Source organism: Rothia nasimurium, from assembly GCF_049068285.1.
Taxonomy (GTDB): Bacteria; Actinomycetota; Actinomycetes; order Actinomycetales; family Micrococcaceae; genus Rothia; species Rothia nasimurium_I.
In genome coordinates this window covers 1-25,362 of record NZ_JBLKPV010000014.1, presented here as the reverse complement: position 1 = coordinate 25,362, position 25,362 = coordinate 1, and the positions used below count along the sequence as shown (strand labels likewise).

General features: G+C 60.5%; 23 protein-coding genes. 5 read left to right on the top strand and 18 right to left on the bottom strand.

The genetic code is table 11. The features are described from left to right. Positions 1-147: 147 nt before the first annotated feature. Together ACMXX3_RS10860 and ACMXX3_RS10855 are read right to left on the bottom strand one after the other, a co-directional pair. The gene (locus tag ACMXX3_RS10860) at positions 148-1,008 is read right to left on the bottom strand and encodes a ParA family protein (protein WP_421084727.1); all 861 of its coding nucleotides are present in this window, start codon (positions 1,006-1,008) and stop codon (positions 148-150) included. A 118-nt stretch (positions 1,009-1,126) separates the two neighbouring features. Then, positions 1,127-2,155, bottom strand: coding sequence for an alpha/beta hydrolase (locus tag ACMXX3_RS10855; RefSeq protein ID WP_421084726.1), 1,029 nt, complete (start codon positions 2,153-2,155; stop codon positions 1,127-1,129). Positions 2,156-2,273: 118 nt separating this feature from the next. On the opposite strand from ACMXX3_RS10855, the gene ACMXX3_RS10850 reads away from it, so the two are divergent. Beyond that, on the top strand, positions 2,274-2,828 hold the full coding sequence (locus ACMXX3_RS10850; RefSeq protein ID WP_421084725.1) for a TetR/AcrR family transcriptional regulator: 555 nt from the start codon (positions 2,274-2,276) through the stop codon (positions 2,826-2,828). Here the strand turns inward: ACMXX3_RS10850 and ACMXX3_RS10845 are convergent. The 7 genes from ACMXX3_RS10845 to ACMXX3_RS10815 form a co-directional block, all read right to left on the bottom strand. Beyond that, positions 2,825-3,604: a strictosidine synthase gene (locus tag ACMXX3_RS10845; protein ID WP_421084724.1), complete on the bottom strand. Its 780-nt coding sequence runs from the start codon at positions 3,602-3,604 to the stop codon at positions 2,825-2,827. The two genes, ACMXX3_RS10850 and ACMXX3_RS10845, sit on opposite strands and share 4 nt — an antisense overlap. A gap of 28 nt (positions 3,605-3,632) precedes the next feature. Then, entirely contained in the window at positions 3,633-4,487 is an 855-nt protein-coding gene (locus ACMXX3_RS10840; protein ID WP_421084723.1) for an alpha/beta fold hydrolase, read from the bottom strand. A gap of 183 nt (positions 4,488-4,670) precedes the next feature. Next, positions 4,671-5,669 (bottom strand): NADP-dependent oxidoreductase, encoded by a 999-nt coding sequence (locus tag ACMXX3_RS10835; RefSeq protein WP_421084722.1) that lies wholly within the window; start codon positions 5,667-5,669, stop codon positions 4,671-4,673. Between the two features lie 40 nt (positions 5,670-5,709). Then, on the bottom strand, positions 5,710-6,138 hold the full coding sequence (locus ACMXX3_RS10830) for an Rrf2 family transcriptional regulator (RefSeq protein WP_421084721.1): 429 nt from the start codon (positions 6,136-6,138) through the stop codon (positions 5,710-5,712). Between the two features lie 38 nt (positions 6,139-6,176). Beyond that, positions 6,177-7,382 (bottom strand): NADH:flavin oxidoreductase/NADH oxidase family protein, encoded by a 1,206-nt coding sequence (locus tag ACMXX3_RS10825; protein WP_421084720.1) that lies wholly within the window; start codon positions 7,380-7,382, stop codon positions 6,177-6,179. Further along, positions 7,382-8,263, bottom strand: a complete 882-nt coding sequence (locus ACMXX3_RS10820; protein WP_421084719.1) for an SDR family NAD(P)-dependent oxidoreductase — start codon at positions 8,261-8,263, stop codon at positions 7,382-7,384. Before ACMXX3_RS10820 ends, ACMXX3_RS10825 begins: the two co-directional genes overlap by 1 nt. A 159-nt stretch (positions 8,264-8,422) precedes the next feature. Further along, on the bottom strand, positions 8,423-10,333 hold the full coding sequence (locus ACMXX3_RS10815; protein WP_421084718.1) for a propionyl-CoA synthetase: 1,911 nt from the start codon (positions 10,331-10,333) through the stop codon (positions 8,423-8,425). A 252-nt stretch (positions 10,334-10,585) separates the two neighbouring features. Here ACMXX3_RS10815 and ACMXX3_RS10810 point away from each other — a divergent pair, with 252 nt between their 5' ends. The 4 genes from ACMXX3_RS10810 to ACMXX3_RS10795 all read left to right on the top strand — a co-directional run bounded on the left by ACMXX3_RS10810 (position 10,586) and on the right by ACMXX3_RS10795 (position 15,048). After that, a complete protein-coding gene (locus tag ACMXX3_RS10810; RefSeq protein ID WP_421084717.1) occupies positions 10,586-11,305 on the top strand; it encodes a GntR family transcriptional regulator in 720 nt (239 codons plus the stop codon). Positions 11,306-11,328: 23 nt separating this feature from the next. Continuing rightward, positions 11,329-12,846 (top strand): MmgE/PrpD family protein, encoded by a 1,518-nt coding sequence (locus ACMXX3_RS10805; protein ID WP_421084716.1) that lies wholly within the window; start codon positions 11,329-11,331, stop codon positions 12,844-12,846. Further along, positions 12,846-13,757, top strand: a complete 912-nt coding sequence (gene prpB, locus ACMXX3_RS10800) for a methylisocitrate lyase (RefSeq protein WP_421084715.1) — start codon at positions 12,846-12,848, stop codon at positions 13,755-13,757. The genes ACMXX3_RS10805 and prpB overlap by 1 nt, the downstream gene beginning before the upstream one ends. A 157-nt stretch (positions 13,758-13,914) precedes the next feature. Then, positions 13,915-15,048 carry a bifunctional 2-methylcitrate synthase/citrate synthase gene (locus ACMXX3_RS10795; RefSeq protein ID WP_421084714.1) on the top strand — a complete coding sequence of 378 codons (1,134 nt, stop codon included), beginning with the start codon at positions 13,915-13,917 and terminating at the stop codon, positions 15,046-15,048. Between the two features lie 217 nt (positions 15,049-15,265). Here ACMXX3_RS10795 and ACMXX3_RS10790 read toward each other — a convergent pair whose 3' ends face one another. The 9 genes from ACMXX3_RS10790 to ACMXX3_RS10750 all read right to left on the bottom strand — a co-directional run bounded on the left by ACMXX3_RS10790 (position 15,266) and on the right by ACMXX3_RS10750 (position 25,114). Further along, the gene (locus ACMXX3_RS10790) at positions 15,266-16,228 is read right to left on the bottom strand and encodes a site-specific tyrosine recombinase XerD (RefSeq protein ID WP_421084713.1); all 963 of its coding nucleotides are present in this window, start codon (positions 16,226-16,228) and stop codon (positions 15,266-15,268) included. A 21-nt stretch (positions 16,229-16,249) separates the two neighbouring features. Continuing rightward, positions 16,250-16,993 carry an NUDIX domain-containing protein gene (locus ACMXX3_RS10785; RefSeq protein ID WP_421084712.1) on the bottom strand — a complete coding sequence of 248 codons (744 nt, stop codon included), beginning with the start codon at positions 16,991-16,993 and terminating at the stop codon, positions 16,250-16,252. Between the two features lie 124 nt (positions 16,994-17,117). Then, complete coding sequence (locus ACMXX3_RS10780) at positions 17,118-18,797, bottom strand: CTP synthase (RefSeq protein WP_421084711.1); 1,680 nt, start codon at positions 18,795-18,797, stop codon at positions 17,118-17,120. Positions 18,798-18,981: 184 nt separating this feature from the next. Then, positions 18,982-20,688, bottom strand: coding sequence for a DNA repair protein RecN (gene recN, locus ACMXX3_RS10775; RefSeq protein ID WP_421084710.1), 1,707 nt, complete (start codon positions 20,686-20,688; stop codon positions 18,982-18,984). Positions 20,689-20,691: 3 nt separating this feature from the next. Continuing rightward, positions 20,692-21,690, bottom strand: a complete 999-nt coding sequence (locus ACMXX3_RS10770) for an NAD kinase (RefSeq protein ID WP_421084709.1) — start codon at positions 21,688-21,690, stop codon at positions 20,692-20,694. 171 nt (positions 21,691-21,861) lie between these two features. Continuing rightward, positions 21,862-22,635, bottom strand: a complete 774-nt coding sequence (locus tag ACMXX3_RS10765) for a TlyA family RNA methyltransferase (RefSeq protein WP_421084708.1) — start codon at positions 22,633-22,635, stop codon at positions 21,862-21,864. Between the two features lie 31 nt (positions 22,636-22,666). Further along, positions 22,667-22,819 carry a GTPase gene (locus tag ACMXX3_RS10760; RefSeq protein ID WP_421084707.1) on the bottom strand — a complete coding sequence of 51 codons (153 nt, stop codon included), beginning with the start codon at positions 22,817-22,819 and terminating at the stop codon, positions 22,667-22,669. After that, positions 22,812-23,801, bottom strand: coding sequence for an HAD-IIA family hydrolase (locus ACMXX3_RS10755; protein ID WP_421084706.1), 990 nt, complete (start codon positions 23,799-23,801; stop codon positions 22,812-22,814). Before ACMXX3_RS10755 ends, ACMXX3_RS10760 begins: the two co-directional genes overlap by 8 nt. 5 nt (positions 23,802-23,806) lie before the next feature. Then, positions 23,807-25,114, bottom strand: a complete 1,308-nt coding sequence (locus tag ACMXX3_RS10750) for a hypothetical protein (RefSeq protein ID WP_421084705.1) — start codon at positions 25,112-25,114, stop codon at positions 23,807-23,809. Positions 25,115-25,362 lie beyond the last annotated feature (248 nt).

The window sequence follows — 25,362 nt, the reverse complement described above, 5'->3', positions numbered from 1 at the left end:
GAGTCTCCTGTTGGTCTTTGATCCAGGATTTGGCGGCTTACTGTCTGCCGCTGGTTTGTCTCTAGTAACCATTGTGCCTGCCTGCCCTTGGCTTCTTCAAGGGCAGGCAGGCAAAAGTAGCCTAAAGCTTAGGCGGGTTAGGTGGGTTTAGGGGGCGCCGCCGCGGGAGATCAGTTCTCGGGCCAGCTGGCGGTAGGCCTCAGCACCGGGGTGGTTAGAGGCGTAGGAGAGGATGGGCTCAGCCGATACGGAGGCGTCCGGGAACTTGACGGTGCGCTTGATGACGGTGTCAAAGACCTTGTCGCCAAAGGCGTCGATAATGCGGGCCAGCACTTCCTTGGAGTGCAGGGTGCGGGTGTCGAACATGGTGGCTAGGACGCCGTCGATTTCGAGCTTGGGGTTCAGGCGGTCCTGGACCTTTTCGATAGAGTCCACTAGCAGGGCTACCGCGCGCAGGGCAAAGAACTCACAGATCAGGGGGATAATGACGCCGTGGCTGGCGGTCAAGGCGTTGACGGTCAGCAGGCCCAGGGAGGGCTGGCAGTCGATCAGGATCACGTCGTAGTCGTTCTCAACTGCCCGAAGGGCGCTGGCAAGGACCTGTTCGCGGGCCACCTCGTTGACTAACTGCACTTCGGCGGCGGAGAGGTCGATGTTGGCAGGGAGCAGGTCGATGTTGTCGAATTCGGTGTCCTGAATGACCTCGCGGATATCGACCTTGCGGTCCATCATGACGTTGTAGATGGTCAGGTCGAGTTCGTGGGGGTTGACGCCGAAGCCTGCAGAGAGGGCACCTTGGGGGTCGAAGTCCACAAGCAGGACGCGGCGGCCGGCTTCTGCGAGCGCAGCCCCGAGGTTGATGGTTGAGGTGGTTTTTCCGACGCCGCCCTTTTGGTTGACCATGGAGATAATGCGGGCGGGCCCGTGGGTGGAGAGGGGCTTCGGGTCGGGGTAGGTTCGCAGGGGGCGGCCGGTGGGGCCAAGCTGCTCAGCGCCGGTTTCAGTCACTGTGTTCTCACCTTTGGTTGGGTTCTAAGACTTTTACCTACCAGTTTAGCCGGTGGGCGCAAGCTGGGCTTTCGCCTGGGCATAAGTCTTGAGGGCCAGATTTTTCAAGCCCCCTCCTTTAGCGGATAAATTCTATGACGCGGTCAAAGGCTGCCTGGGAGGCTCCGCTGGTGTCATATTTTAGGTTGCCCATGTAACCGTGCATGGTGAGCCCGTAGGTTTCTTCATCGGTGTGGAAGTAGGTCGCTTCTCCCCCGGCCTGGTTGAGGGCCTCTGCGAAGGCTCTCATGTCGGCGGGAAAGCCATCGTTGGTACCTGCCAGAGTGATGGATTTGGGGGTGTCCTGGGTCAGGTAGGGAATGGGGTTGTAGAGGCGGGTTTTGTCTGATTCTGGCAGGAAGATTGAGGTCTGCAGGTAGTTACCGATCAGCACCCGGGTTGCGATGTTCATGGTCTCTGGGACGATGGGGGCGTCATCGATGATGGCTGAGTGAACCTGGTCGGGGGTCAGCAGGGGTTCTTGGGTGAATTCGAAGAGGTTGGCGTAGGCGGGGTTTGAGATGGCGGTGATGTATTGGCTCACCATGATAGCTCCGGCTGATGATCCAAAGAAGCGCACCTGGTCCATGGAGATATTCAGTTCCTCAGCATGGGTGATGAGGTAGTTGATAGCCTCGTTCATCTGAAGTACCGGCCCTGGAAAGTAGCTGGCCGGGGTCAGGGCATAGTTGACGGCAACCAGGTTGTAGCCCTGCAGGACGAACTGTTCCAGCAGGTAGTTTGCGTCGTCATTGACGGCCAGGGGGTCGCCGATTGCCTTATCGCCAGCGAAAAATCCTCCACCGTGGAAGTAGACGATAGTGGGGGTCTGCTCATCGGCACCGGGTGCGTAGCGGATATCGAGAAAGCCCTTCGCAAATGAGTCGGTGTAGCGGATGTCGTTGACGTACTCAATGCCGTTGTCCAGGGTGTGGCTGGTGGTTTCCGCTGCAGCCTGGGTGGGGTTGATCTCAGCCCCCTGGTAGGTGGCAGCCTGGATTCCCTTAACAACGATTGAGGGGGCAAAGGCAACGGCGGTGGCAAGGGCAAGGACGCCGGCCAGGACGATGCCGAGCAGGGTAAGAAGGATTTTGGGCAGACGCTTCATGAATGGCTTTCCGGTGATTTGAATATGTTTCTTGGATAGTTCACCATGGTGCCAAGAGTGATACAAGTGTCTCACCGGTTTTGAGCCTGAAATAAGACAAAGAAGCAGGAAGTGTCTCGTGCCCCCTACCCCAGCCCCTTCACCCCAGAATTTTGTAGCCCAAAGAATCACCGAAGCCCTGGTTGACCTTTTAGGCACCCAGCCCTTAGAGGAGGTAACTATCAGTGCCCTCTGCACCCATGCCCAGGTGGGGCGGGCGTCCTTTTACCGCCATTTTGACTCCAAGGAACAGGTGCTAACCCAGGCAGCTACCCGACTCATTCAACAGTGGGCCCACCAGCTAGAGAACGATCCCTCAGCCCACCCAGCTATGGTTTTTGAGAGCCTCTTTCAGCATTTTTACGACTACCAGCCCTTTTACTCCGTGCTTTACCAGCAAGGGATGGCTTCGACCGTCCTTGAAACCATCAAACTCAAACTTGATTTGACCGATGATCTGCCCAACGACGCCGCCTACCCCAAGGCTTTTTTCGCCCACGGTCTTTTTGGCTTTATCGATGAATGGCTCAGGCGCGGGGCTAAAGAATCGCCCCGCGCCCTCAATCAGCTTTTTGCATCAAGCGCCCAGTCCAGCCTTGCAGGGCTGACTACTCTTTACCAGAATCCCGCCTAGGCAGGTAGCCTACGGCCGTCCTGCACAAAAACCTTCGTGTCTTCAATGGCAAAGGCGTGAATAGCGCTAACCACACCGTCGATGGAGATATTGAGCGCGGGAGCTACCTGCTGGTAGAAGTTGGCTCTAGCCTCTTCGCTGTCAAAACCGATGACCATCAGGCCCTGGTAGCGGTCTGCCTTGGGATTATCGTGGGCAACGTTGGGGGTATCCCAGGTTTTCTTGTGCCAGGGCAAGAAGGTTTCGGTGCGCAGTTCGCTGATTCCTGCCTGGGCGAGCACAGAGGGAGCGAGTCTCTGATGCATGAAGTCCTTGAATGCCCTCCCCTTTGCCCCCTGGGCCCGGCGGAAGAAAACCACATCGCGCAGCCGGGTGCTGGAGCTGGCTACCGGAGTGCTGTACCAGCGTGTTGACCCGGGTAGACCAATGTACATGAGGGTGCGGCGAAAGACGTTCACTTCATCTTTGAAAGCCAGGGCGGTTTGCTCGCGCCCGGCGGTCGCTGCCAGGGTGCTTTGGAAGGTCACATCGGCGATGCCGTTGATGCGCCGGTCTTCCCGCACGGCGGTTTCCAGCCCCGGTCGACCGGGCCAGAAGCTATGATCGGTTTCGCTGATGTGGAGCTGGCGGTATTCCTTGAGGCCCTTGGAGGCGGCAATAATTTGGGCGTGGCCACCTGCCCAGTAGGCCTTACCCTCTGGCACGGTCATGCCCTGGCGGATCCACAGGAGAATTGAGGACGAAAATTCCTTGGTAAAGGTGGGTTTTTGTGTCATGGTCAGTCCCTTTTAGTTCTGAGTGGTCTTAGTTTTCATCGGCAAGGAAGTCAACGACCTTGGGGCCGAATTCCTGGTGGTACTGGAAGACGCCACCGTGGCCTGAGTTTTCATAGATGACGAGCTCGCTGCCGGGGATGCGGTGGTGGAGTTCGTAGGAGTTTTCGGTGGGTACCATGCGGTCCACATCGCCGTTGGCGATCAGGGTGGGCATGGTGATGAAGGAGGCCAGGGGGGCCTTGGGCATCTTGCCCCAGCGGTAGATGGCAGCCAGCTGGGTGAGGAAGCCCGGGAAGCTCATGGGCTTGTCTTTGTCGAGGGTGCGGCCATTGATGGAAGTGAGGAATTCACGGGCTGCTGCTCCGCCTTCTGCATCGTGGTTGAAGAAGAGGTAGCGCTTGGGGTCTACGCGGGCTATTTGGGCTCGGGCGATATCGGCGAAGGTTACTCCCACGACCTGGGAGATGCCTGCGCCGCCGCGTCCACCGGTGCCGGTGAGGACCAGTTTTTCGACCAGTTCGGGGCGCTGCTCCACTACTTCCTGGGCGACAAAGCCACCCAGGGAGAAGCTAAAGAGCTTGATGCGCTTCAGACCGAGGGCGTCGATGAAGGCCAGGGCGGTGGTGGCCATGCCCTTGATGCTGTGGGGCACTCGGCCGGTTGAACCGCCCACTCCCTGGTTGTCGAAGGCGATGACGCGGTGGTGGGCACCGATCTGGTCTACCAGGCGGGGGTCCCAGTTTTCCAGGGTGGCAGCTAGGTGGACAAAGAGGACGACAGGGGTAGCTTCACTTTCGACCTGACCGAACTCGCGGTAGGCGTAGGTGGTGCCGTTGGCGGCGGTAATGTGCTGGGTGGTGGCGCTCTGGTAGGGGACGGTCATGGCAATCCTTTTTTGTATTTGTTCTTGATACAATTACAGACTACAGGGCATTTTCACCCCACACCAGCCCGGAGCCTATGTTTCCCATCACCTGCCAAGAGAGCACAAGGACGCCGCCACCCCACTCCCCTACCGCCAGGCAGGGAAGGAGGCGACGGCGTCCTTAATTTTTAGCGTCTTTGGCTACATCTCAACCACGATTTTGCCGGGGCCACCCTTACCGCTTGCCAGCAGCTTCAGAGCCTCCTCCAAGCGGTCAAAGGGCAGAGCCTGGGCTACCAGGGGCTTAATGGCTCCTGACTCCAGGGCAGGAGTGTAGTCCACCAGCTGGCTGGCCTCTGCCCGCATAAAGAGGAACTTGTAGTCAATGCCCAGCTTCTTGGCCGCAGCTCGCTCCTTGCGGCTGAGGAACCACATCACCGGCTTCAGGGCCTTCTTGCCCAGCTGCACCGCAAAATCAGTATCGGGGTTGCCGACAACGGTTACCAGGGTGCCGCCGGGGGCCAGTACCTTCATGGACCGGGTTGTCTCGCCCTTGCCCAGGGTATCGAGCACGATATCGTAGCCCGAGATCAGCTCTTCATAGTTCTGGGTGCGGTAGTCGATTACCACATCAGCGCCAAGGCTCTTCGCCAGTTCAACATTCTTGGTGCTGACGGTGGTTGCTACGGTTGCACCCAGGTGCTTGGCAACCTGCACAGCGATGGAGCCCAGGCCACCGGTGCCACCCTGAATGAAGACCTTATCGCCGGGCTTGATGGGGGCTTTTTCGGTAAAGGCCTGAATGGCGGTCAGAAGCACCAGGGGCAGGCCGGCGGCCTCAGTGTAGCTGAGCCCGGCAGGCAGGGGGGCCACCTGGGTTGCATCTACTGCCACCTGTTCGGCAAAGCCACCGATGGCATCGATGGGCAGGCGGGTAAAGACCTTGTCCCCCACCGAGAAGGCGGTGACGCCGCTACCGACGGCCAGGACGTCCCCGGCAACCTCCTGCCCCAGAACCAGGGGAAGCTTGTAGGGCAGCAGCTGCTTGAAGTCGCCGCGGGCAATCATGTCATCGAGGGGGTTCAGACCTGCAGCGCGCACCTGGATCAGCACCTGACCGGGGCCAGCAACCGGGGCAGGAAGGTCAGCCCAGGCGGTGGTGCCGCCGTCTTTATAGGAGGTGAGGGTAAAGGCTTTCATGCGATTTCTCTTTCTGTGAGGGCTAGTTTGTGGGTTAGAGCTATTGCGCTGGATGCTGGGCGAGGTAGGAGGCCCGGATATCTTCGATAACCGTATCGAGGGTGATTGCCTCCAACTGCTGGGCCAGGGCCTGCTCGGCCTGGGCCGCAATGGGTTCGAGCACCGCGTTGATATGGCCGCCGACGGGGCATTCTGGGTTTGCATTCTGGTGGACATCGATGTGGATGTTGGGGTTGACGGCCCGGTAGATATCCAGCAGGGTCATGGTGTTTTTTGGCTTGCCCAGCTGGTAGTCGAAACTGCCGGGCAGGCGTTCAAGCAGGTCAGCGTTTTTGAGCAGGGAGATAATTTTGCGAATATAGCTAGCATTGGTCCCGACGCTGACTGCGATCTTTTCTGAGGTGAGTTTGTCCTCGGTTTCAGAAAGCATGACCAGGGTGTGGATGGCTACTGAGAATTTGGTGTCCATTATTGGATCCTTCGAGCAGGTAAGAGGGGTGGGCTAGCTTAGATTCGGCGGGGACGCAGGGCTGAGCGGCTGTGGTGGGCAAGGGTAGTCAGCAGAAAGGGCAGGACGTTGGTTGAGCCGGTTGGCTCCTTCCCTCGGCCTAGGCGTCGCATTTGCCCCTCATAGTAGCTGATGCTCAGCAGGAACTGGAAGGCTCGGTCAAGTCTTGCGCTGCCGGTACTGACCCGGGGAGTCTGCCAGGCTTGAACCTGCCCGCGGCGGATCTCAGTGGGTAGTTCAGGGTTGAGGGCCAGGGGCCGGGCAAGACCAATCATACTCACCCCGTCCACCAGGGCCTCTTCCATTGCCTTTACTGAGCGGAAGCCGCCGGTAGAGATAATGGGCACGGAAGTCTGTTGGGCCAGGGCCTTGGCATAGGTCAGCAGCTCAGTACCCTCACCACCGAAGACGGGGGTTGAGTAGTTGCCGCCGGAGATTTCGATAAAGTCAGCCCCGGCCTCCTGCATGAGGGCAACAAGCCGCTGGCAATCCTCAAAACTGAAGCCGGCTTCTGAGAAATCGGTGGCGTTGAGTTTGAGGCCGACGATAAAGTCTTTCCCCACTGCCTGCCGGATCCCATCATAAATTTCCCGCAAGAAGCGGGTGCGGTTCTCGAAGGAACCCCCGTAGGCGTCAGTACGCTGGTTATCAGCCGGTGACAGGAACTGGTTAATTAGGTAGCCGTGGGCGGCATGGATTTCCACTCCGCTAAAACCAGCCTGCTGGGCAAGCTGGGCTGCAAGGACGAATGCCTCGATGGTTTCTTTGATCTCAGCCAGAGTCATAGCCCGCGGCGGAGCAAAACCGGTTGCCAGCTCACCTTCTAAGGGTTGGGCGCTGGGGGCGATGGGCTGGTACCCGCTACCCTTAGGCATCTGCTTACCTGGGTGGTTCAGCTGCACTAGAGCCAGGGTTCCCTGGCCGGTGGCAGCAGTTGCCCAGGCCCTAAAGGATTCACGGTCACTCTTGGCATCGAGCACGATGTTGCCGGGTTCACCCAGGTAGCGCCGGTCTACCATAACGTTGCCGGTAATGAGGGTGCCTGCCCCACCGGCAGCCCAGCGGGCGTAGAGGCGGATATGCTCGGGGCTTGGGTTGTGGTCGGACTTAGCCAAAGCTTCGCTCATGGCCGCCTTGACGATGCGGTTTTTAGCCTGCTGGCCCGAGCTGAAGGTGATACTTGAAAAGAGAGGGGACTGGGTCATTATTGTCCTGACGTGGCGCGGTAGCTGTGGAGTACGGTGTCGCAGTATTCGAGCAGGCGGTCAGCTGCTGCCTGGCTGTAGCCGTGGGCAGATACCCGGGCCTTTTTCTTGCGGTCGAAGTAGGAACCACTGATACCTGCTACCTGGCTGGACTGGGCCAGGTAGTAACCGGTTTCCGCCCCTTCCTGGGGGCTGATTGCAACCCTGTCCATGAAGTGACCAAACAGTCGAGTCATGGGATTCTTGCGGTCTGCCGAGCCGCCAATATTGGTTTTAACCAAACCCGGGTGGTAGGCATTGACCGTCAGGCGGGCGCCTCGGCCAGCGTACTCTCGGGCCAGGGCCCGGGTTAGCCAGATGGAGTAGAGCTTGGAGTTGTTGTAGGCCCGCCAGGGGCTAAAAGAGGTAACGAATCCGAAGTCCAGCTTCTGGGCCCCTCGCGCAAAGTGATGCATGAGGGATGAGGTGTTGATAATCCGCCCCCGGCCAGATTCTTCGAGCAAGCCTTCAAGTTCCCGGGTTAGCAGGTAGGGGGCAAGGACGGAGAGCATGAAGGTCAGCTCAACATTGTGTTCGTTGGCCTGTCGCTGCTTCTTGCCTGCAAAGACACCGGCATTATTGATGAGCACATCGAGCTTGTCGTGCGTCTGCTGCACCTCTCGGGCCAGGGTGTAAACCCCGTCCAGGGTTGAAAGATCAGCAAGGTAGCCTTCAACCGCTCCAGTAGTCGATGCCTGCTTTACCAGTTCCAGGGTACGAGCTAATTTCTCTGAGCTGCGGCCGTGGACCAGGACGCGGTGACCGTCGGCTGCTAATTTGAGGGCTAGTTCTTGGCCGATGCCACCTGTTGAACCAGTAATGAGTATGGTGCGGGGCTTCAAGGATTTCCTTTTGTATTTGTTATTGATACAAAAACAATACTAGCCTGTACTGCACCCACCTTCCACCCAATCAACCATGAAGTCACCCACACAGCAAGAAGCTGCCCACCCCTCCCCTTTCAGGAAGGAGGTGGGCAGCCCCCAGTGAACTACGATTCTCTAGCCCTTGAGCACCTTGGCAATATCATCCAGCACGCTCATGTCCTCAATGGTGGAGGGAACGGTGTACTGTTCCCCGTCAGCAATCTGACGCATGGTCTTGCGCAGGATTTTGCCGGAGCGGGTCTTGGGCAGGGCCTCCACGATCTTGACGTCCTTAAAGTCAGCCACAGCCCCGATATCATTGCGCACGTTAGCAATCAGCTCAGCAGCCAGCTGCTCTTCGGTAATATCTGCCCCGGCCTTGAGCACCACATACCCGGCAGGGCGCTGGCCCTTGAGCTGGTCAGCGATACCGATGACGGCACATTCTGCAACGGCCGGGTGGGCTGCCAGCACCTGCTCCATAGCCCCGGTGGAGAGGCGGTGGCCGGAGACGTTAATGACGTCATCGGTCCGCCCCATCACAAAGACGTAGCCGTCCTCATCGATGTAGCCAGAGTCGCCGGTGGTGTAGTAGCCGGGGAAGGCGTCCAGGTAGGAGGAGATGTAGCGGTCATCATTCCCCCAGAGGGTGGGCAGGGTGCCCGGGGGCATGGGTAGCTTAATAGCAAGGTTGCCTTCTTCACCGGGGCCGACGGGCTCACCGAAGGGGTCGAGCACCTGCAGGTTGTAGCCGGGTGAGGGCACAGAGGGGGAACCGGGCTTCAGCGGCAGGGCTTCTAGACCGCGGGGGTTAGCGGCAATGGCCCAGCCGGTTTCGGTCTGCCACCAGTTATCAATGACGGGCACACCCAGCTTTTCAGTGGCCCAGTGGTAGGTTTCGGGGTCAAGACGTTCCCCGGCCACGAAGAGTAGTTGCAGGGAGGAAATATCGTAGTTACCCAGCAGCTCTGCCTCGGGGTCAGCCTTGCGGATGGCCCGCAGGGCGGTGGGGGCGGTAAAGAGGGACTTGGCGCCAGATTCTTGGATGACGCGCCAGAAGGCACCGGCGTCCGGGGTTCCCACGGGCTTGCCCTCGTAGAGCACGGTGGTTGCCCCTGCCAGCAGGGGGCCGTAGACGATGTAGGAATGGCCCACCACCCAGCCAACATCCGAGGCGCACCACATCACCTCACCGGGGCCCACGTTGTAGATGTTTTTCATGGTCCAGGTCAGCGCTACCGCATGGCCGCCGTTATCGCGCACGACACCCTTGGGTGAGCCGGTGGTGCCGGAGGTGTAGAGAATGTAAAGGGGGTCGGTTGCCTTAACCTCAACCGGGGCATGGGGTTGAGCAGCCGCCACCGACTGCCCCCAGTCCAGCCAGGTCACACCGGTGGAGCCTGCTTCAGCCCGGGCAACCGCATCGGCCACAGAATTCTCAAAACCATCACGTTCGAAAACAAATACCGTTGACGGCTTAGTCTGAGAGAGCTCAATGGCTTTTTCAACCGCTGGGATGTATTCAATGCGGCGCTTAGGTTCCACACCACCGGAGGCGGTCAGGACGACAGTGGGCGAGCAGTCGTTGATACGGCTAGCTAGCTCGTTGGGGGCAAAGCCACCAAAGACAACCGAGTGGACTGCCCCCAGGCGGGCCACCGCCAGCATAGCCATGGCAGCTTGGGGAATCATAGGCATGTAGATGAGGACGCGGTCACCCTTTTCAACACCTGCGGACGCCAGCGCCCCAGCTATTTTTTCGACCTCGCCTTTGAGCTCTGAGTAGGTGATATTTTGCCGGGTACCCAGCATCGCTGAGTCATAGGTGATGGCGGTGCGGTCTCCGTGGCCGGCTTCCACATGGCGGTCAACTGCGTTGTAGCAGGTATTGAGGGTGCCGTCGGGAAACCAGCGGTAGAGGGGCGCGGCCCCACTGTCGAGGGCGCGAGTGGGCTCAGTAGACCAGGTGATCTCCTTGGCCTGGTCCAGCCAGAACTCTTCCTGATGTTCGATACTGCGGGTGTAGGTGTCAGCGTATGTTGCCATGTGGGATGCTCCTTACGGACGCTGGAGTGGGGTTGGGGTGGAGGGAGTAGCTTTTAAGCTAGTGCCACAGGTCACCTAGGGCAAGTGTTTGTATACATAAATTTGAAATACCCCTGAAAATGACGCAATATTTCAGGAAAGTTCCGTAAATTTTTCTATCTGTGTATACAAAACTGATGTGTCTGCTTTAGAGTGATACCAACCCCATCTTTGGTGGGGTGAATCACATGGCAGATCTGAGAGGAGAGTCTGATGAGAGCTGGCGAGTTGGCTTATCAAAGCCTGCGCAGCGACATCATGGAGGGTATGCTCGCCCCCGGGTCTGTTATTGCTGAAGTTGAACAGTCAGAGCGTTTAGGGGTCTCCCGCACCCCGGTCAGGGAGGCTATCTCCCGGCTGCTTGCCGAGGGCCTGGCCGAACCTGCCCCGGGCCGGGGCGTCATTGTCGCCCCCATTTCCCTAGCCAACGTCTACTCCCTCTTTGAGCTCCGCACAGCCCTCGACAGCACAGCTGCTGCCCTGGCTGCCCGCAGAGGAAACTCCAGGATCTTCAGTGAGTTAGCGCAAGCCTTCGAGGCGGCCTCCTTAGACCTTCACGGGGGCACAGCCAAACTCGCTGAGTACTACGCCCTGGTCGATGAACTCGATAGTGCCATCGACAGGGCAGCAGATAACCGCTACCTCCACCAGGCACAAACGTCCTTACGCACCCAACTGACGCGCATCCGCAAGCTATCCAAGGCTAACCCCATCAGGCTTGCCCAAGCTGCAGAAGAGCATGCCCAGATTGCCCGCTGCATCGCCTCCGGCGACCCCCAGCTGGCAGAAGCGGCCACCCGACTTCACCTGGCCAATGCCCTCTATGCCATCGAAGAAGCTGCAGCCTCCCAGAGCCAGCACAGCATCTTCGAGCACCCCGAAGTTTCCCCGTCCTCAACCCCGATTGCCGAGGCGAGCGCAGACGCCCGCTAAGCACCACCCTGAAAGGAATACCCGTGACCAAGCTCCACTCCGTTCGTGTTTACCGTTCTGAGGAAAACCTGCCCCGCGAGGAGCAGCTTGCCTACAAGCTGGCTCAGGTAGCAACTGACCCCGTTGAGGTTCTACCCGAGGTCGAAGAAATGGTCATCAACCGCATTATTGATAATGCCTCTGTTGCTATTGCTTCCCTCAACCGCGGCCCTATCATCTCAGCCCGCGACCAGGCTCTTACCCACGCGGCCTCCCCCAACGGTAAGGGTGCCGCTATCTTCGGTGTTTCAGCCAACACTAAGGTCTCCCCCGAGTGGGCTGCCTGGGCTAACGGCGTGGCGGTGCGCGAGCTGGACTACCACGACACTTTCCTGGCCGCTGAGTACTCCCACCCTGGCGATAATATCCCCCCGATTCTGGCTGTAGCCCAGCATGTGGGCTCCACCGGCCGTGACCTGATTCGCGGTATTGCCACCGGCTACGAGGTCCAGGTTGACCTGGTCAAGGCTATCTGCCTGCACAAGCACAAGATTGACCACGTTGCCCACATCGGCCCGTCCGCTTCCGCCGGTATCGGAACCCTGCTGGGTCTGGACACCGAAACGATCTTCCAGGCCATCGGCCAGGGCCTGCACACCACCACCGCCACCCGCCAGTCCCGCAAGGGTGAAATCTCCACCTGGAAGGCCCATGCCCCTGCCTTCGCCGGCAAGATGGCTGTTGAAGCAGTTGACCGCGCCATGCGCGGCCAGACCTCCCCCGTGCCGATTTACGAGGGTGAGGACGGCGTCATCGCCTGGATGCTGGACGGCCCCGACGCCCACTACGAAGTTCCCCTGCCCGAGCCCGGCGAGCCCAAGCGCGCTATCCTCGATACCTACACCAAGGAACACTCCGCTGAGTACCAGGCCCAGGCCTGGATTGACCTGGCCCGCAAGCTGCACCGGGAGCACCCCGAGTTCGCCAACCCCGAGAACATCGAGTCGATTGTTCTACACACCTCCCACCACACCCACTACGTCATCGGCTCAGGCGCCAACGACCCCCAGAAGTACGATCCCACCGCTACCCGCGAGACCCTGGATCACTCCATCCCCTACATCTTCACTGTCATGCTGCAGGACGGCGAGTGGGACCACGTCGGCTCCTACGCCCCCGAGCGTGCCCAGCGCGAAGACACCGTAGCCCTCTGGCACAAGGTCACCACCGCCGAGGACGCCGAATGGACCCGCCGCTACCACTCCAACGATCCGGCCGAAAAAGCCTTCGGTGGCCGCGTTGAAATCAAGCTGGCCAACGGCGAAACCTTCAGCGAAGAAATCGCCGTAGCAGATGCTCACCCGCTCGGTGCCCGTCCTTTCGCCCGCGAAGACTACATCGGCAAGTTCCGCAAGCTGGCCGAAGGCAAGGTCTCCGAAGAAGAGCAGAACCGCTTCATTGAGGCAGCTGAGAACCTGGCTAACCTGGGTGCAGGTGAGCTGGATGCCCTCAACATCACCGCCTCTATCGACCTGGAAACCGGCAAGAAGGGTATTTTCTAATGCTGTACGCTTCAAAAACCGCTGCCGAAAAGCGCAAGGACCTGCGCGATATGCTGGCCAGCGACCAGATTCGCCAGTTCCCCGGCACCTATACTCCCATCTCAGCCCGTCTGATCGAGGAAAAGGGCTTTGACGGTATCTACATCTCGGGTGCGGTGCTGGCTAACGAGCTGGGTTTTCCGGACGTCGGGCTCACCACCCTCTCTGAGGTTGCCCAGCGGGCCGGGCAGATTGCCCGCATCACTAACCTGCCCGCTATCGTGGATGCTGATACCGGCTTCGGTGAGCCCATGAACGTGGCCCGCACTATCCAGGAATTCGAAGAGTACGGCCTAGCTGGCTGCCACATTGAGGACCAGTTCAATCCCAAGCGTTGCGGCCACCTGGACAACAAGAACATGGTTGACCTTGAAACCGCAACCAAGCGCATCAAGGCCGCAGCTGAGGCCCGCCGGGACGAGAACTTCCTGATTATGGCCCGCACCGATCTGCGGGGCACCTCATCACTTGACGAGACCATCAACCGTATTAAGGCCCTGGTCGATGCCGGTGCAGATGCTATCTTCCCCGAGGCCATGAAGAACTTGGACGAGTTCAAGGCAGTCTGCGATGCCGTGGACGTTCCCGTCCTGGCTAACATGACCGAGTTCGGCAAGAGCGAGCTCTACACCAAGGAGCAGCTGGCTGAGGCTGGTATTTCAATGATTATCTACCCGGTCACCCTGCTCCGCTCCTCCCTGGGGGCTATGGAACGCGTCCTGGAAACCATCGAGCGAGACGGCACCCAGGAGGCCTTTGTGGACCAGATGTTCACCCGCTCCCGCCTCTACGACCTGGTTGACTACGAGGCTTACAACCAGTTCGATACCGGCATCTTCAACTTCGAAGTCCCCGGTAAGTTCGAGGCCTAAGAGTTATTCCTAGGTAAGGACGGCCGCCGCCCGGCTCTCACCCCACCGGCGGCCGTCCTTACCCCACCGCCTCTCACCGCTTGAACCACACCCCACTTTTTATACCCCTATCGTTTCGGGTGCGTCCCTGCACCCGCGTGTTGAGGAGAGACCCACCATGACTGACACCGACGTCAAGAAGGGCCTAGCCGGCGTTGTTGCCGACTACACCGCAATTTCTAAGGTCAATGCTGAGACCAACTCCCTGCTCTACCGGGGTTACCCCGTGCAGCAGCTGGCAGAGGTTCCCTTCGAGAAGGTAGCCCTCTTGCTCTGGAACGGGGAGCTACCCACCGACGCTGAGCTTGAAGAATTCTCCGCTTTCGAGCGCTCCCACCGGGCCCTGCCCGAGGCGCTTAAGGCTGTCATTGACGCCCTGCCCACCGACTGCCACCCTATGGACGTTTGCCGCACCGCAACCTCCTTCCTGGGCGCAGCTGACCCCAAGAGCGAAGACCTCTCCCCCGAGACCGAGCTGCTCAAGGCCAAGGAACTCTTCGCGGTAATGCCTGCTGTGGTCTGCTACGACCAGCGCCGCCGCCGGGGCCAGGACATCATCGCCCCCCGTGAAGACCTGGACTACTGTGATAATTTCCTCTACATGGCCTTCGGTGAGGTCCCGGCCCCCGAGGTTAAGACCGCTTTCAACGTCTCCATGGTCATGTACGCCGAGCACTCCTTCAACGCTTCAACCTTTACCGCCCGCGTCATTACATCCTCCCTCTCCGACCTGCACTCAGCCGTCACCGGTGCTATCGGAGCGCTCAAGGGTCCCCTCCACGGTGGAGCTAACGAGGCTGTGCAGCACACCTTCGATGAGATTGGCGTCATTGAGGGCGAGTCCCAGGCGGACGCCAAGGCCCGGGCTAAGGCCTGGATGGAAGCTGCCCTGGCTGAGAAGAAGAAGATTATGGGCTTTGGCCACCGGGTCTACAAGAACGGTGACTCCCGTGTGCCCACCATGCAAAAGTCCTTCTTTGACATGGTCGAATACTACGGCCGCCAGGACATCATCGGCCTCTACCAGGGTCTTGCTGAAGCCATGGACGAGGCTAAAGGAATCAAGCCCAACCTTGACTACCCGGCTGGCCCCACCTACCACCTGATGGGCTTCGATACCCCCACCTTCACCCCCATCTTCGTGGCCTCCCGTATTACCGGCTGGACAGCCCACATCCTGGAGCAGCGGGCAGCTAATTCCCTGATTCGCCCGCTCTCTGCCTACAACGGCGTGGACGAACGCCACCTCTAAACCTGCCCTCTAGGCACACGGTTCGCTCGCACCCATAGAGGCACTTACCCTGTTATCACAGGTGAGTTAGCCATACTCAGAGAGCCCGGTCATCTCCTTGACGATGACCGGGCTCTCTACCTTCTGTGCAGAAGAAGCGATAGACCAGAGTGAAAGAACCAGACCCTTTACCGGCGGGCAGGTAGGTGCAGCATGCCCTGGCCCCTTACCTGGCCCCTTACCTGGCCCTGGGATGGCTTGCAGCAAAGACTTCCCGCAGGGTATCTGCGGTGACCTTGGTATAGACCTGGGTGGTGGTCACCGAGGCATGGCCCAGCAGCTCCTGGACGACCCGGATATCTGCCCCGCCTTCCAGCAGGTGGGTGGCAAAAGAGTGCCGGAGAGTGTGAGGGGATATTTCTGCCCGGATTGCGGCCCGTTCGGCATGGGTTTTGAGAATCAGATAGGCGCCCTGGCGGGTAATTCTTCCGCCTCTGGCGTTGAGGAAGAGGGCCGGGGTGCCTTTCCCCTTGGCGGCCAGGGCAGGACGGCCCCGCACCAGGTAGTCCTCAATGGCGCGGGCGGCGTAGGAGCCCACGGGCACCACCCTTTCCTTGCTCCCTTTACCAAAGAGCCGGGCAACAGCTGGCAGGGTGGGGGCTGCATCGTCCTTTTCGATGATGATGTCGTCAAGGTCAACGGTGATCGCTTCGCTGATTCGGGCCCCGGTGGAGTAGAGGAATTCAAGCAGGGCCCGGTCCCGGAGACCTGCCGGGGTGCTGATGTCTGGGCTTTCCAGGAGCCGGGTGATGTCAGCCAGGGGCACGGCCTTGGGCAGGCGAGCAGCCGGGGTGGGGGGACGTACGGTTGCGGCTGGGTCGGTCGGGGTGGTTCCTTCGGTGTACCAGAACCTGTGGGCCCCGCGTACTGCACTGATGATCCGGGCGATGGAGCGCTGGGATAGGGGTTTGCCGTCCTGAGGGTCCGGCTCAGCGCAGGAGGTTGCAAAGTCCCTGACGTGTTTCTTACTGATGGCAGGCGGGTTGATGACCCCCTGGCTGGCCAGGTAGGTTGTGTAGCGGTTAAGGTCCCGGCGGTAGGAGACCTGGGTGTTTTCTGCCAGGCCCCGTTCAATGGCCAGGTGGTTGAGGTAGGCCTCGACGGCCCCCTGGAGGGGGGTCAGCTTTTCAGTCTCTGGCATTGGGCCTGCTGGAACTGCCACTTAGAGCCCTTCGGCGGGGCGGATTTCCCCCCGGTAGTCGGGGTTGCGGAGTTCTGGGTGGGCGGTGAAGGGAGCGTCGGCCGGGTAGAGGGTGGAAAAGTTTCGGCGGACGGCAGCATCGGCGGCGAGGATCGCGTTGGTGGAAGCGGCGTTGTGGATACGGCCGGTGAGCACTGCCTGGACTGCTTCTTCTAGGGGGACCCAGCGGAGCACGATTTCAGCTTCTTCGTGGACACGCTCTTCCCTCTGTTCGGCGGGGATTTGACTGAGATTCCGGGCTAGGTAGATCCGGCAGGTCTCTCCCATGCCGCCGGGTGAGTTGTAGAACTCCATGAGGGTATCCCACTGGCCTGCTTGGAGGTCGGTTTCTTCTGCTAGTTCTCGGGCGGCAGCCTGCTGGGGAGGTTCGCCGTCAATATCGAGGAGGCCGGCCGGTATTTCCCAGAGGTTGGCCCGGACGGGGTGGCGGTACTGGTTGATGAGCAGCACCTCGTTCTTGTCGTTGAGAGCGAGGACGGCCACGGCCCCGGGGTGCAGAAGGAAGTCCCGTTCGAAGGGTTCGGCCCCTTCTTCGAGGGCGATTCCTTCCCGGATGACGTCCCAGACGTAGCCTTCAAAGCGGGTGCTCCGGCTGGTGATGTAGCGGGGGTTGACGATATCTGCGATGGACTCTTGGGTTGCCGCGAGCGCCGGGGCGTTGAGACGGGGCTTTTGACCGATGTCGTATGAGAGGTCCTGTTGCATGGTCTTCCTTTTGGCTGAGTGACTGTATCTTCACTCTACCCTTTGGGGCTGCCCCTGGGTTTATTTTTACCGGTGGTGGTCAAAGGGGGGCCGGTTTCCCGGCCCCCTGGTGGGTGAGTGTGTTTTAGCCCTTGCGGTTTTCGAGGGCTGCCCGAATCAGCCCTGCGAAGAGGGGGTGGGGGCGGGTGGGGCGGGAGCGGTATTCGGGGTGGGCCTGGGTGGCGATATAGTAGGGGTGCTCGCTCACCGGCAGTTCAACGAACTCAACCAGGGAAGAGTCGGGGGAGGTGCCTGAGATAACCAACCCGGCTTCTTCCAGCTGCTGGCGGTAGTCGTTGTTGACCTCGTAGCGGTGGCGGTGGCGTTCTGCTACCTCGGTTGCCCCGTAGACGCTTTCAGCCAGGGAACCGGCAGCCAGGGTGGCCGGGTAGAGGCCCAGGCGCATGGTGCCGCCCAGGTCGCCTGCGCCGTCCACGAAGGCCTTTTGCTCTTCGATGGTGGCGATCAGCGGGGAGGCGGTGTCGGGGTCGAACTCGGTAGAGGAGGCGTCCTTGATGCCGAGGACGTTGCGGGCGTATTCGAGCACCATGGACTGCAACCCTAAGCAAATACCCAGGGTGGGGATCTTGTTCTCGCGGGCGTGGCGCAGGGCCCCGATCTTGCCGTCGAGACCGCGGATTCCGAAGCCACCGGGCACCAGTACGGCGTCCATGCCGCGCAGCTGGTGGGCGGCGTCCTCAGGGCTGGCGCAGAGGTCAGCTGCGACCCACTTGACATTGACCTTTGCCTGGTTGGCGAAGCCACCTGCCCGCAGGGCCTCGGTGACAGACAGGTAGGCGTCGGGCAGGTCAATGTATTTACCCACCAGGGCGACATTGACTTCGGTCTTGGGGGTATGGACGGCAGCCAGCAGCTTATCCCAGGCGGTGAAGTCTACCTCGGCTGCGTCGAGACCCAGGTAGTCCAGGATGTAGGAATCCAGGTTCTGGCGGTGCAGGGTCTTGGGAATGTCGTAAATACTGGGGGCGTCGGCGCAGGAAATCACGGCTTCAGGTTCGACGTCGCAGGCGTGCCCGATCTTGATCTTGTGGGATTCGGGCACCTCCCGTTCACAGCGCAGGATCAGGCCGTCGGGAATAATTCCCAGGCCGCGCAGGGCGGCGACGGAGTGCTGGGTGGGCTTGGTCTTGAGTTCACCGGACGGTCCGATGAAGGGCACCAGGGAAACGTGAAGGAAGAAGACGTTGCGGCGGCCGATATCCCGGCGCACCTGGCGGGCAGCTTCTAGGAAGGGCAGGGATTCGATGTCGCCCACGGTGCCACCGATTTCGGTGATGATGATGTCGGGGGCGTTCTCGCCCTCTGCGGGCAGGCGCATCCGGCGTTTGATTTCATCGGTGATGTGGGGAATGACCTGCACGGTGTCTCCCAGGTATTCTCCGCGGCGTTCCTTGGCAATCACGTGGGAGTAGACCTGGCCGGTGGTCACGTTCGCTGCCTGGGAGAGGTTCTCGTCCAAAAAGCGTTCGTAGTGGCCGATGTCGAGGTCGGTTTCTGCACCGTCGTCGGTGACAAAGACTTCACCATGTTGGAAGGGGTTCATGGTGCCCGGGTCGACATTGAGATAAGGGTCGAGCTTCTGCATGGTCACAGAAAGACCACGAGAGCGAAGAAGCCGGCCAAGAGATGAGGCTGAGAGGCCCTTACCGAGAGAAGAAGCTACACCGCCGGTGACGAAGATCTGGCGGGTGATTTTACCGTTGTTTGATGTTTTTGTATCTACCACGGAATTCCAGCCTATCACCCCTTCTGTTTCACGCGTGTAAACAGTGGGAAGGTCCCGGCAGGCTGCGCGGACGCTACCGGTTAGCTACTAGCGTCCCTCTCCTCCCAGCGGAAAACTAGGAATAATCTGTCACCTCACTTCCAGGTAAAACAGGCCTGCCCCCACCCCTGAAAGGGACGGGGGCAGGAGGGCTTGCGCCAGGTCAGATTTGCCCGGCGTCTGCCAACAGTTCGCGGGCGTGTTCCTGGGCCGCAGCTGATTGGTCGTGCCCTGAAATCATACGGGCTAGTTCGACAACCCGCTCTTCGGCAGATAGTACCTGGACCCGGGAGAGGGAGCCGTCGTCGTTTTTCCTGACCAGGATGTGCTGGTCAGCGAAAGCGGCAACCTGCGGCAGGTGGGTAACAACCAAAACTTGCACATTTTTGGCCAGCATTGCTAGGCGGCGGCCAATTTCGATGGCAGCCTTACCGCCGACACCGGAATCCACTTCGTCGAAAATGAAGGTGGGCACCGGGTCAACTTCTGAGAGCACCACTTCAAGGGCCAGCATGACGCGGGAGAGCTCGCCGCCGGAAGCCCCCTTACCGAGGGGACGGGGCACTGCCTGGGCGTGGGAGGCCAGCATGAAGGTCACTGAGTCCTTGCCGAAGCGGTGGAACTTTTCGGTTTCTTCCACCTCTACCACCAAGGAGGCATTGGGCATTGCCAGGGCAGAGAGTTCGTCGCTAACTGCTGCTGCCAGCTTACGGGCAGCCTTTTCTCGTAAGGCTGTGAGCTCCGCAGCCTGCTCCCCCAGGGTTTCGCGCAGCTGGCGCAGTTCAGCTTCCAGGGCCTCCTGGCGGGCAGGATCGTCCGAGAGACTTCCGAGCCGGGCCCGGGATTCGTCGGCCCAGGCCAGCACCTCGGCGATATCTGCCCCGTACTTGCGGGTCAGGGTTTTGAGCTGGGAGCGGCGGTGTTCAACCTCAGCTAACCTTTCCGGCCCTTCGGTGTCCAGGCCAGAGGTGTAGGCTGAGATTTCTTCGGCGATGTCGGTGACTGTAATGAGAGCCTCGTTAAGGCGGCCGGCCAGGGCGCCCAGGTCGGCGTCGTCGGCTGCTTCGGCTGCCAGGGCGGTGCGGGCAGCATCCAGCAGTCCTAGGACGTTAGGCTCATCGGCGTCCCCGTATTCACTTCCGGAGAGGGCCGTTGACGCGGTGGTGGCCGCCAGGCGTAGGGATTCGACGTTGGCCAGCTTCTGGCTTTCTGCCCTCAGGGCTTCTTCTTCGCCCTCCACCGGGTTGACCGCATCGATTTCGGCCAGGGCCCCCTGCAGGGTTTGGGCTTCGAGGGCCCGGGCCCGGGTGTTTTCCCGGACGTCCCGCAGTTCTCCGGCGGCCTGCTTGTAGCGCTCATAGTTGGTGGTGTAGGCGGCCAGGAGTTTTTCGAGTTTCTTCCCGGCATAAGAATCTAGGGCATGACGCTGGGCAGCTGCGTCCTTGAGGCGGAGCTGGTCTGACTGGCCGTGGACGGCAACGAGAGTATGCCCGATCTCGGCCAGGGTACCGATGGGGGCTGATACCCCGCCGACGTGGGCCCGGGACCGGCCGTTGGCTGAGACAGTTCGGGCCAGTAGGAGCTCAGCAGAACCGCCGTCCAGTTCCTCGACGGAGCCGCCTGCGTCCTCAGCCAGGTCTAGGGCCCGGTGCCCGTGGGGCAGGCGGATCACAGCTTCGGCCAGGGCATTTTTTGCCCCGTTTCGCACGGAGCTTGCATCTGATCGAGCGCCCAAGAGCATACCCAGGGCGGTCACGACCATGGTTTTGCCAGCCCCGGTTTCGCCGGTGAGCACCGAAAAGCCAGGTTCAAGGGGCAGACGGGCATCGGTGATAACCCCGAGGTCGCGCAGGTGGATTTCTTCAATCACGGTTTAGTCTTTCTTACCTTCGTCAGTGCCAAGGACGGGCAGGGCGGTGGTGGCCGGGCCAGTGGTGTAGGGCCCCCTCCACCCGGCTGTCGGCAACTCAAATTTCTTGACCAGGCGTTCGGAGAAGGGGGCCGGGTGCATCCGGGCCAGGCGCACCGGTTTGGAGGATCGGGTCACTTCGACACGGGCCCCGGGGGGAAGGTCGCGGGTTCGGCGGCCGTCGCACCAGAGGACGCCTTCAGCCCCGTTGGTTGAGACCAGTTCAACGGCCATCATGGAGTCCGGGGCAGTGACGAGGGGCCGGGCAAAGAGGGCATGGGCGGAAAGGGGCACCAGGAGCATAGCTTCAACGCTGGGCCAAACGACGGGCCCGCCCCCGGAGAAGGCGTAGGCGGTTGAGCCGGTGGGGGTTGCCAGGACGACCCCGTCACAGCCGAAGGAGGACAGGGGGCGGCGGTCAACCTCGATGACGACCTCTATCATTTTTTCCCGGTTGCCCTTCTCAACGCTGGCCTCGTTCAGGGCCCAGGTATCGAGGATTTTCTGCCCGTCAGCCCAGACCTTGACGTCAATAGCCATGCGCTCTTCAACCGTGTAGTCGCCTGACACAATGCGCTCTACAGTTTCGGCAAGGTCGAATTCTTCGGCCTCAGCCAGGAAGCCCACATGGCCCAGGTTCACGCCGACGAGGGGGATTTGGGTGTGACGGATCATCTCAGCTGCCCGCAGAATCGAGCCGTCTCCACCGAGCACGACCCCGAGCTCAATGTCTTTGAGGGCAACGCTTTCGTGGGCCACAGCAACGGGGACGGGGTTGTCCCAGCGTTCGGTGAGCGCTTCGAGATCTGCCCGGTTCATGACGGGAACTAGCCCGGCCTGATACAGCTGGGTGCAGGCTGCGCGGGCAGCATCGCGGGCTTCGACTCGGCCGGTGTGGGCGAATACCAGTATCTTGCGGTCCCCGGGGTCAGCGGGGGCGGCAGGTGCTTGAGAATCCTTCACCCTTTTAGGCTAGCTGATGTTTCCGTCTTCCAGGTCAGTTTCAGCTCCCCAACACACCCTTTTTTCGAATATTTATTCGATTGCTGGTGGGTGGGGCTGGGCTCTCCTGCTCGGCCCTCCCCTACCGGTATTGGGATATCTGGGTGAGGACGTCCGGGGCAGGTCGGTTCCCTACCCCCGGTGCTCTGAGCGGCCGCTACCTTCAGCGGATTGGGCAGGCTTTCGGCACCAGAGGAAGAACTCTAGGTTACCGTCCTGGCCGGGCAGGGGGCTTTCTTTCTCCCCCATTACTATCAGGCCAACCTCCTGGGCTGCCTGCTTCACGCCCTGTACTGCTTCAGCCCGGGCCAGCGGGTCGGTCACGACCCCGCCCTTCCCGATCTTGGCTGGGCCCACTTCAAACTGGGGTTTGACCATTAGGAGGAGGTCCCCTCCGGGGGCTGTGGCCTCGGCCAGGGGCTGGACAACCTTGGTCAGGGAGATAAAGCTGAGATCAGAGACGGTCAGCTCCACCTGCCCGCCGATGTCGTCCGGGCTCATATGGCGGACGTTCATACCCTCGTAAACATCCACGGACGGGTGGTGGCGGATCTCATCCACCAGTTGGTCGTGCCCGACGTCAACCGCAGCGACCCGACGGGCCCCCCGGCGCAGCAGGACGTCGGTAAAGCCCCCGGTGGAGGCCCCGGCATCCAGGCAGACCTTCCCGGTAATTGAAATCTCGGGGAAGGCGTCCAGGGCGCCGGCTAGCTTGTGCCCGGCCCGGCTCACATACTCGGTCAGGTCGCTTCGGCGTACCCGCACCCTATCGCCCTCCCGTAGCTTCTGGGCTGGCTTGGTGGTGGGCTTTCCGTTGACGCTGATATGGCCGCCCTCAACCATCTTTGCGGCCAGGGTGCGGGAGCGGGCAATGTTGGCATGTACCAGGTACTGGTCCAGTCTCATGGTCTTTCCTCTCCCGCAGTCCCCGCGCGGTTTAGTCGAGTTCTTTTTTCAGGTCGTCGGCGATTTTCTTCAAACGGTCAATCCGCTCGGTGGGCTCCAGGGCCAGGGCTGCGGTGAGGGCAGCTTCAAACTCCGGATCCAGCTCTTCCGGTGTTTCCTTAGGTGAGGCCTCTTCTTTAGCCACGCTGGATTCTTTCGGGGAGGGTCGGCTCGGCGATGTCGGGGTGGGCGGCCCACCAGGCGGCGCAGGCTACCCGCCAGCTATCGACGTCCTTACCCTGGCCGCTGATGGTCAGTTCTGATCCCTGGGCAGTGGCGGTCCAGCCGGCGCCGGACGCGGTGAACCCGCTGGTAGTAGCTTCACAGCTGATCTCGGGGTAGGTCTCGAAGAAGCCACTCAGGTCAGTGAGCAGGTAGGTGGGGCGTTCCAGAGGAATCGCTGCCAAAATACTCTCGAAAGTTTCCACCCCGGTCATCACCACGGCTGTTGCCATGCCTGCCCGGTTGCCGCCCTGGATATCGGTATCCAGGCGGTCACCGACCACAACGGGACTGCTAGCTCCCAGTTTTTGGGCGGCGGTCACGAAAATGGGGGATTCGGGTTTTCCAGCAACCAGGGGGGTGCGTCCAGTTGCGGTGGCGACGGCTCCGACAAGGGTTCCGTTGCCGGGGGCGATACCCCGTTCTTTGGGGATGGTGAAGTCGGTGTTGGAGGCCACCCAGAGCACCTTCTCATCTGCCAGGGTATAGGCGGCTTCGGCCAGGTCTTCCCACAGGATCTTGGGGTTGAAGCCCTGTACCACGGCTACCGGCTCGTCAGCTTGGCTGGCAACCGGGACTAAGCCAACGGCGCGGACGCAGTCAGCCAGGGCCTGGGCACCGGTCACCAGGACCCTCGATCCGGGGGAAAGCTGCTCTGCCAAGAGCTCTGCCGCTGCCTGGGCTGAGCTGATGACGTGGTCAGCGTCCGTCTTCACGCCAAGTTCAACCAGGTGGTCAGCAACCGCCTGGACGCTCCGGGAGGCGTTATTGGTAACGAAGGCCACCGGAACGCCAAGGCTCTGGGCCTTGTTGAGGGCCTCGGGGGCTCCGGGGATAGCGTGGGGGCCAGCGTAGACGACCCCGTCGAGGTCAGAAAGAATCGCATCGTGCTGGGTGAGCAGCATGGGTTCTAGGCCTCCTCGGTGTTTTCAGGGGAAGTTTCTTCAGGCGCCAGTTCAAAGAGGGCTTCTTCTTCGGCCTGGTCATCACTCACAGTGGTTTCTGCCGATGGGGTGGTCTCTTCTGCAACCTCGAAGAGGGCTCCGTCGTCAGAGCCGGTTTCTTCCGCGTTGGCTACCTGATCTGCGTCGGCAGTTTCAGGTTCGGGCTGGTCTTGGGCGGTGTCAGCTGAGGCTTCTGCAGCTTCAAGGTCGACGGAGGGTTCTTCGGGTTCAAGCAGCTCCTGCTCGGTGAAGATGTCAAAAATTTCAGGTTCGACGAAGTCACCCTGGCCGAGGGCTGCTTCGGTCATGAGGGCTAGACGGGCCCAGCGGTTGGCTTCCTTGATCTGACCGTCCTGGTGTAGGAGCTCAGCGTAGGTGTTGAAGAGGCGGGGTGAGTAGTCGTAGCCGCGCTTGGGGTTGAGCTCAGGGATTTCGAGGGCCTTGAGGGCCTTTTTGAGCTCACCCTGGTCCTGGTAGATACCCGAGACGACGATCGCTACCTCTGATCGGACGCCTGCGGGGACGTCCTCACCACGGGCTTCTTCTGCAAGGGTGAGAGCCTTTTCGATACGGCCGAGGGCGCGTTCACAGTCGACGAGCAGGGCCAGGTGGTCGTTAGAGCCTGAGATACGACGGTGGGTGCGCAGTTCTCGGAGGGCTAGTTCGAAGTTTTCAGCGGCGTAGGCTGCAATGCCGACGACTTCGCGGACGACGCCGATTCGGCCTGCCCGCTTGGAGGCGGCGATGGCGTGTTCAAGGGCGAAGTCGGGGTCGATATCGAGGTAGCGGCCCACCATGACCAGGTGTTTGGCTACGGTGTCGGCGTTCTGGGCTTCTAGCTGGCGCAGGGCACGGAGGGTCCAGTTTTCCAGTTCCTTGCCGGTGACGTCGGTATCGATATCAGGTGCATTCTTGGAGGGGCGGTAGTCACCGCTGGGGTTCTGGTTTTCCTTGAAGCGCTGGTCTTTGCGCTCCCCCTGGTAGTTAGCCTTGGTACGGTCACGGTCGAAGTTCTTGCGGGGGCCGCGATCGCCAAACTTCTTGTCGCCGAACTTGCCAGAGCCCTTGCGGTCATCGAAGCGTTTGCCGCCACCGCGGTTCTTGTCAAAGGGCTTCTTCTTGTCGCTGTAGGGGCGGTCGCCGTCGCGCTTTGTGTAGCTGCTTTCGGTGCGGTCTGACCGGTCGCTTCGGTAGGGTCGTGAGGAGTTACGGTCGTTGTTCTTCTTGTAGCCACCGCGGTTTTTATCTGAGTGGTTACGTGAGTATTCAGCCAAGTGAGCTCCTCTATGGTGTTTATGGTGGGGGTAGGGCCCTTCTCTGCCCTGTTTTTTCGCTAGGTTCTAGTCTATCTGGCTTGGGGTAGCTTGCGTAGGGGCTGCTTGGTCTTCCCGGTGCGTTTTCAGGCACACAGTTCTTTGATTGCTAGCTATTGACTCCTGCAGGAATCCAGGAAAGCTGCGTTTTCAGGTAAGCAGTTCTTTTAGGCACGGGTTTTGGTTGCTATTGCCTTGCGTTTCTGCCG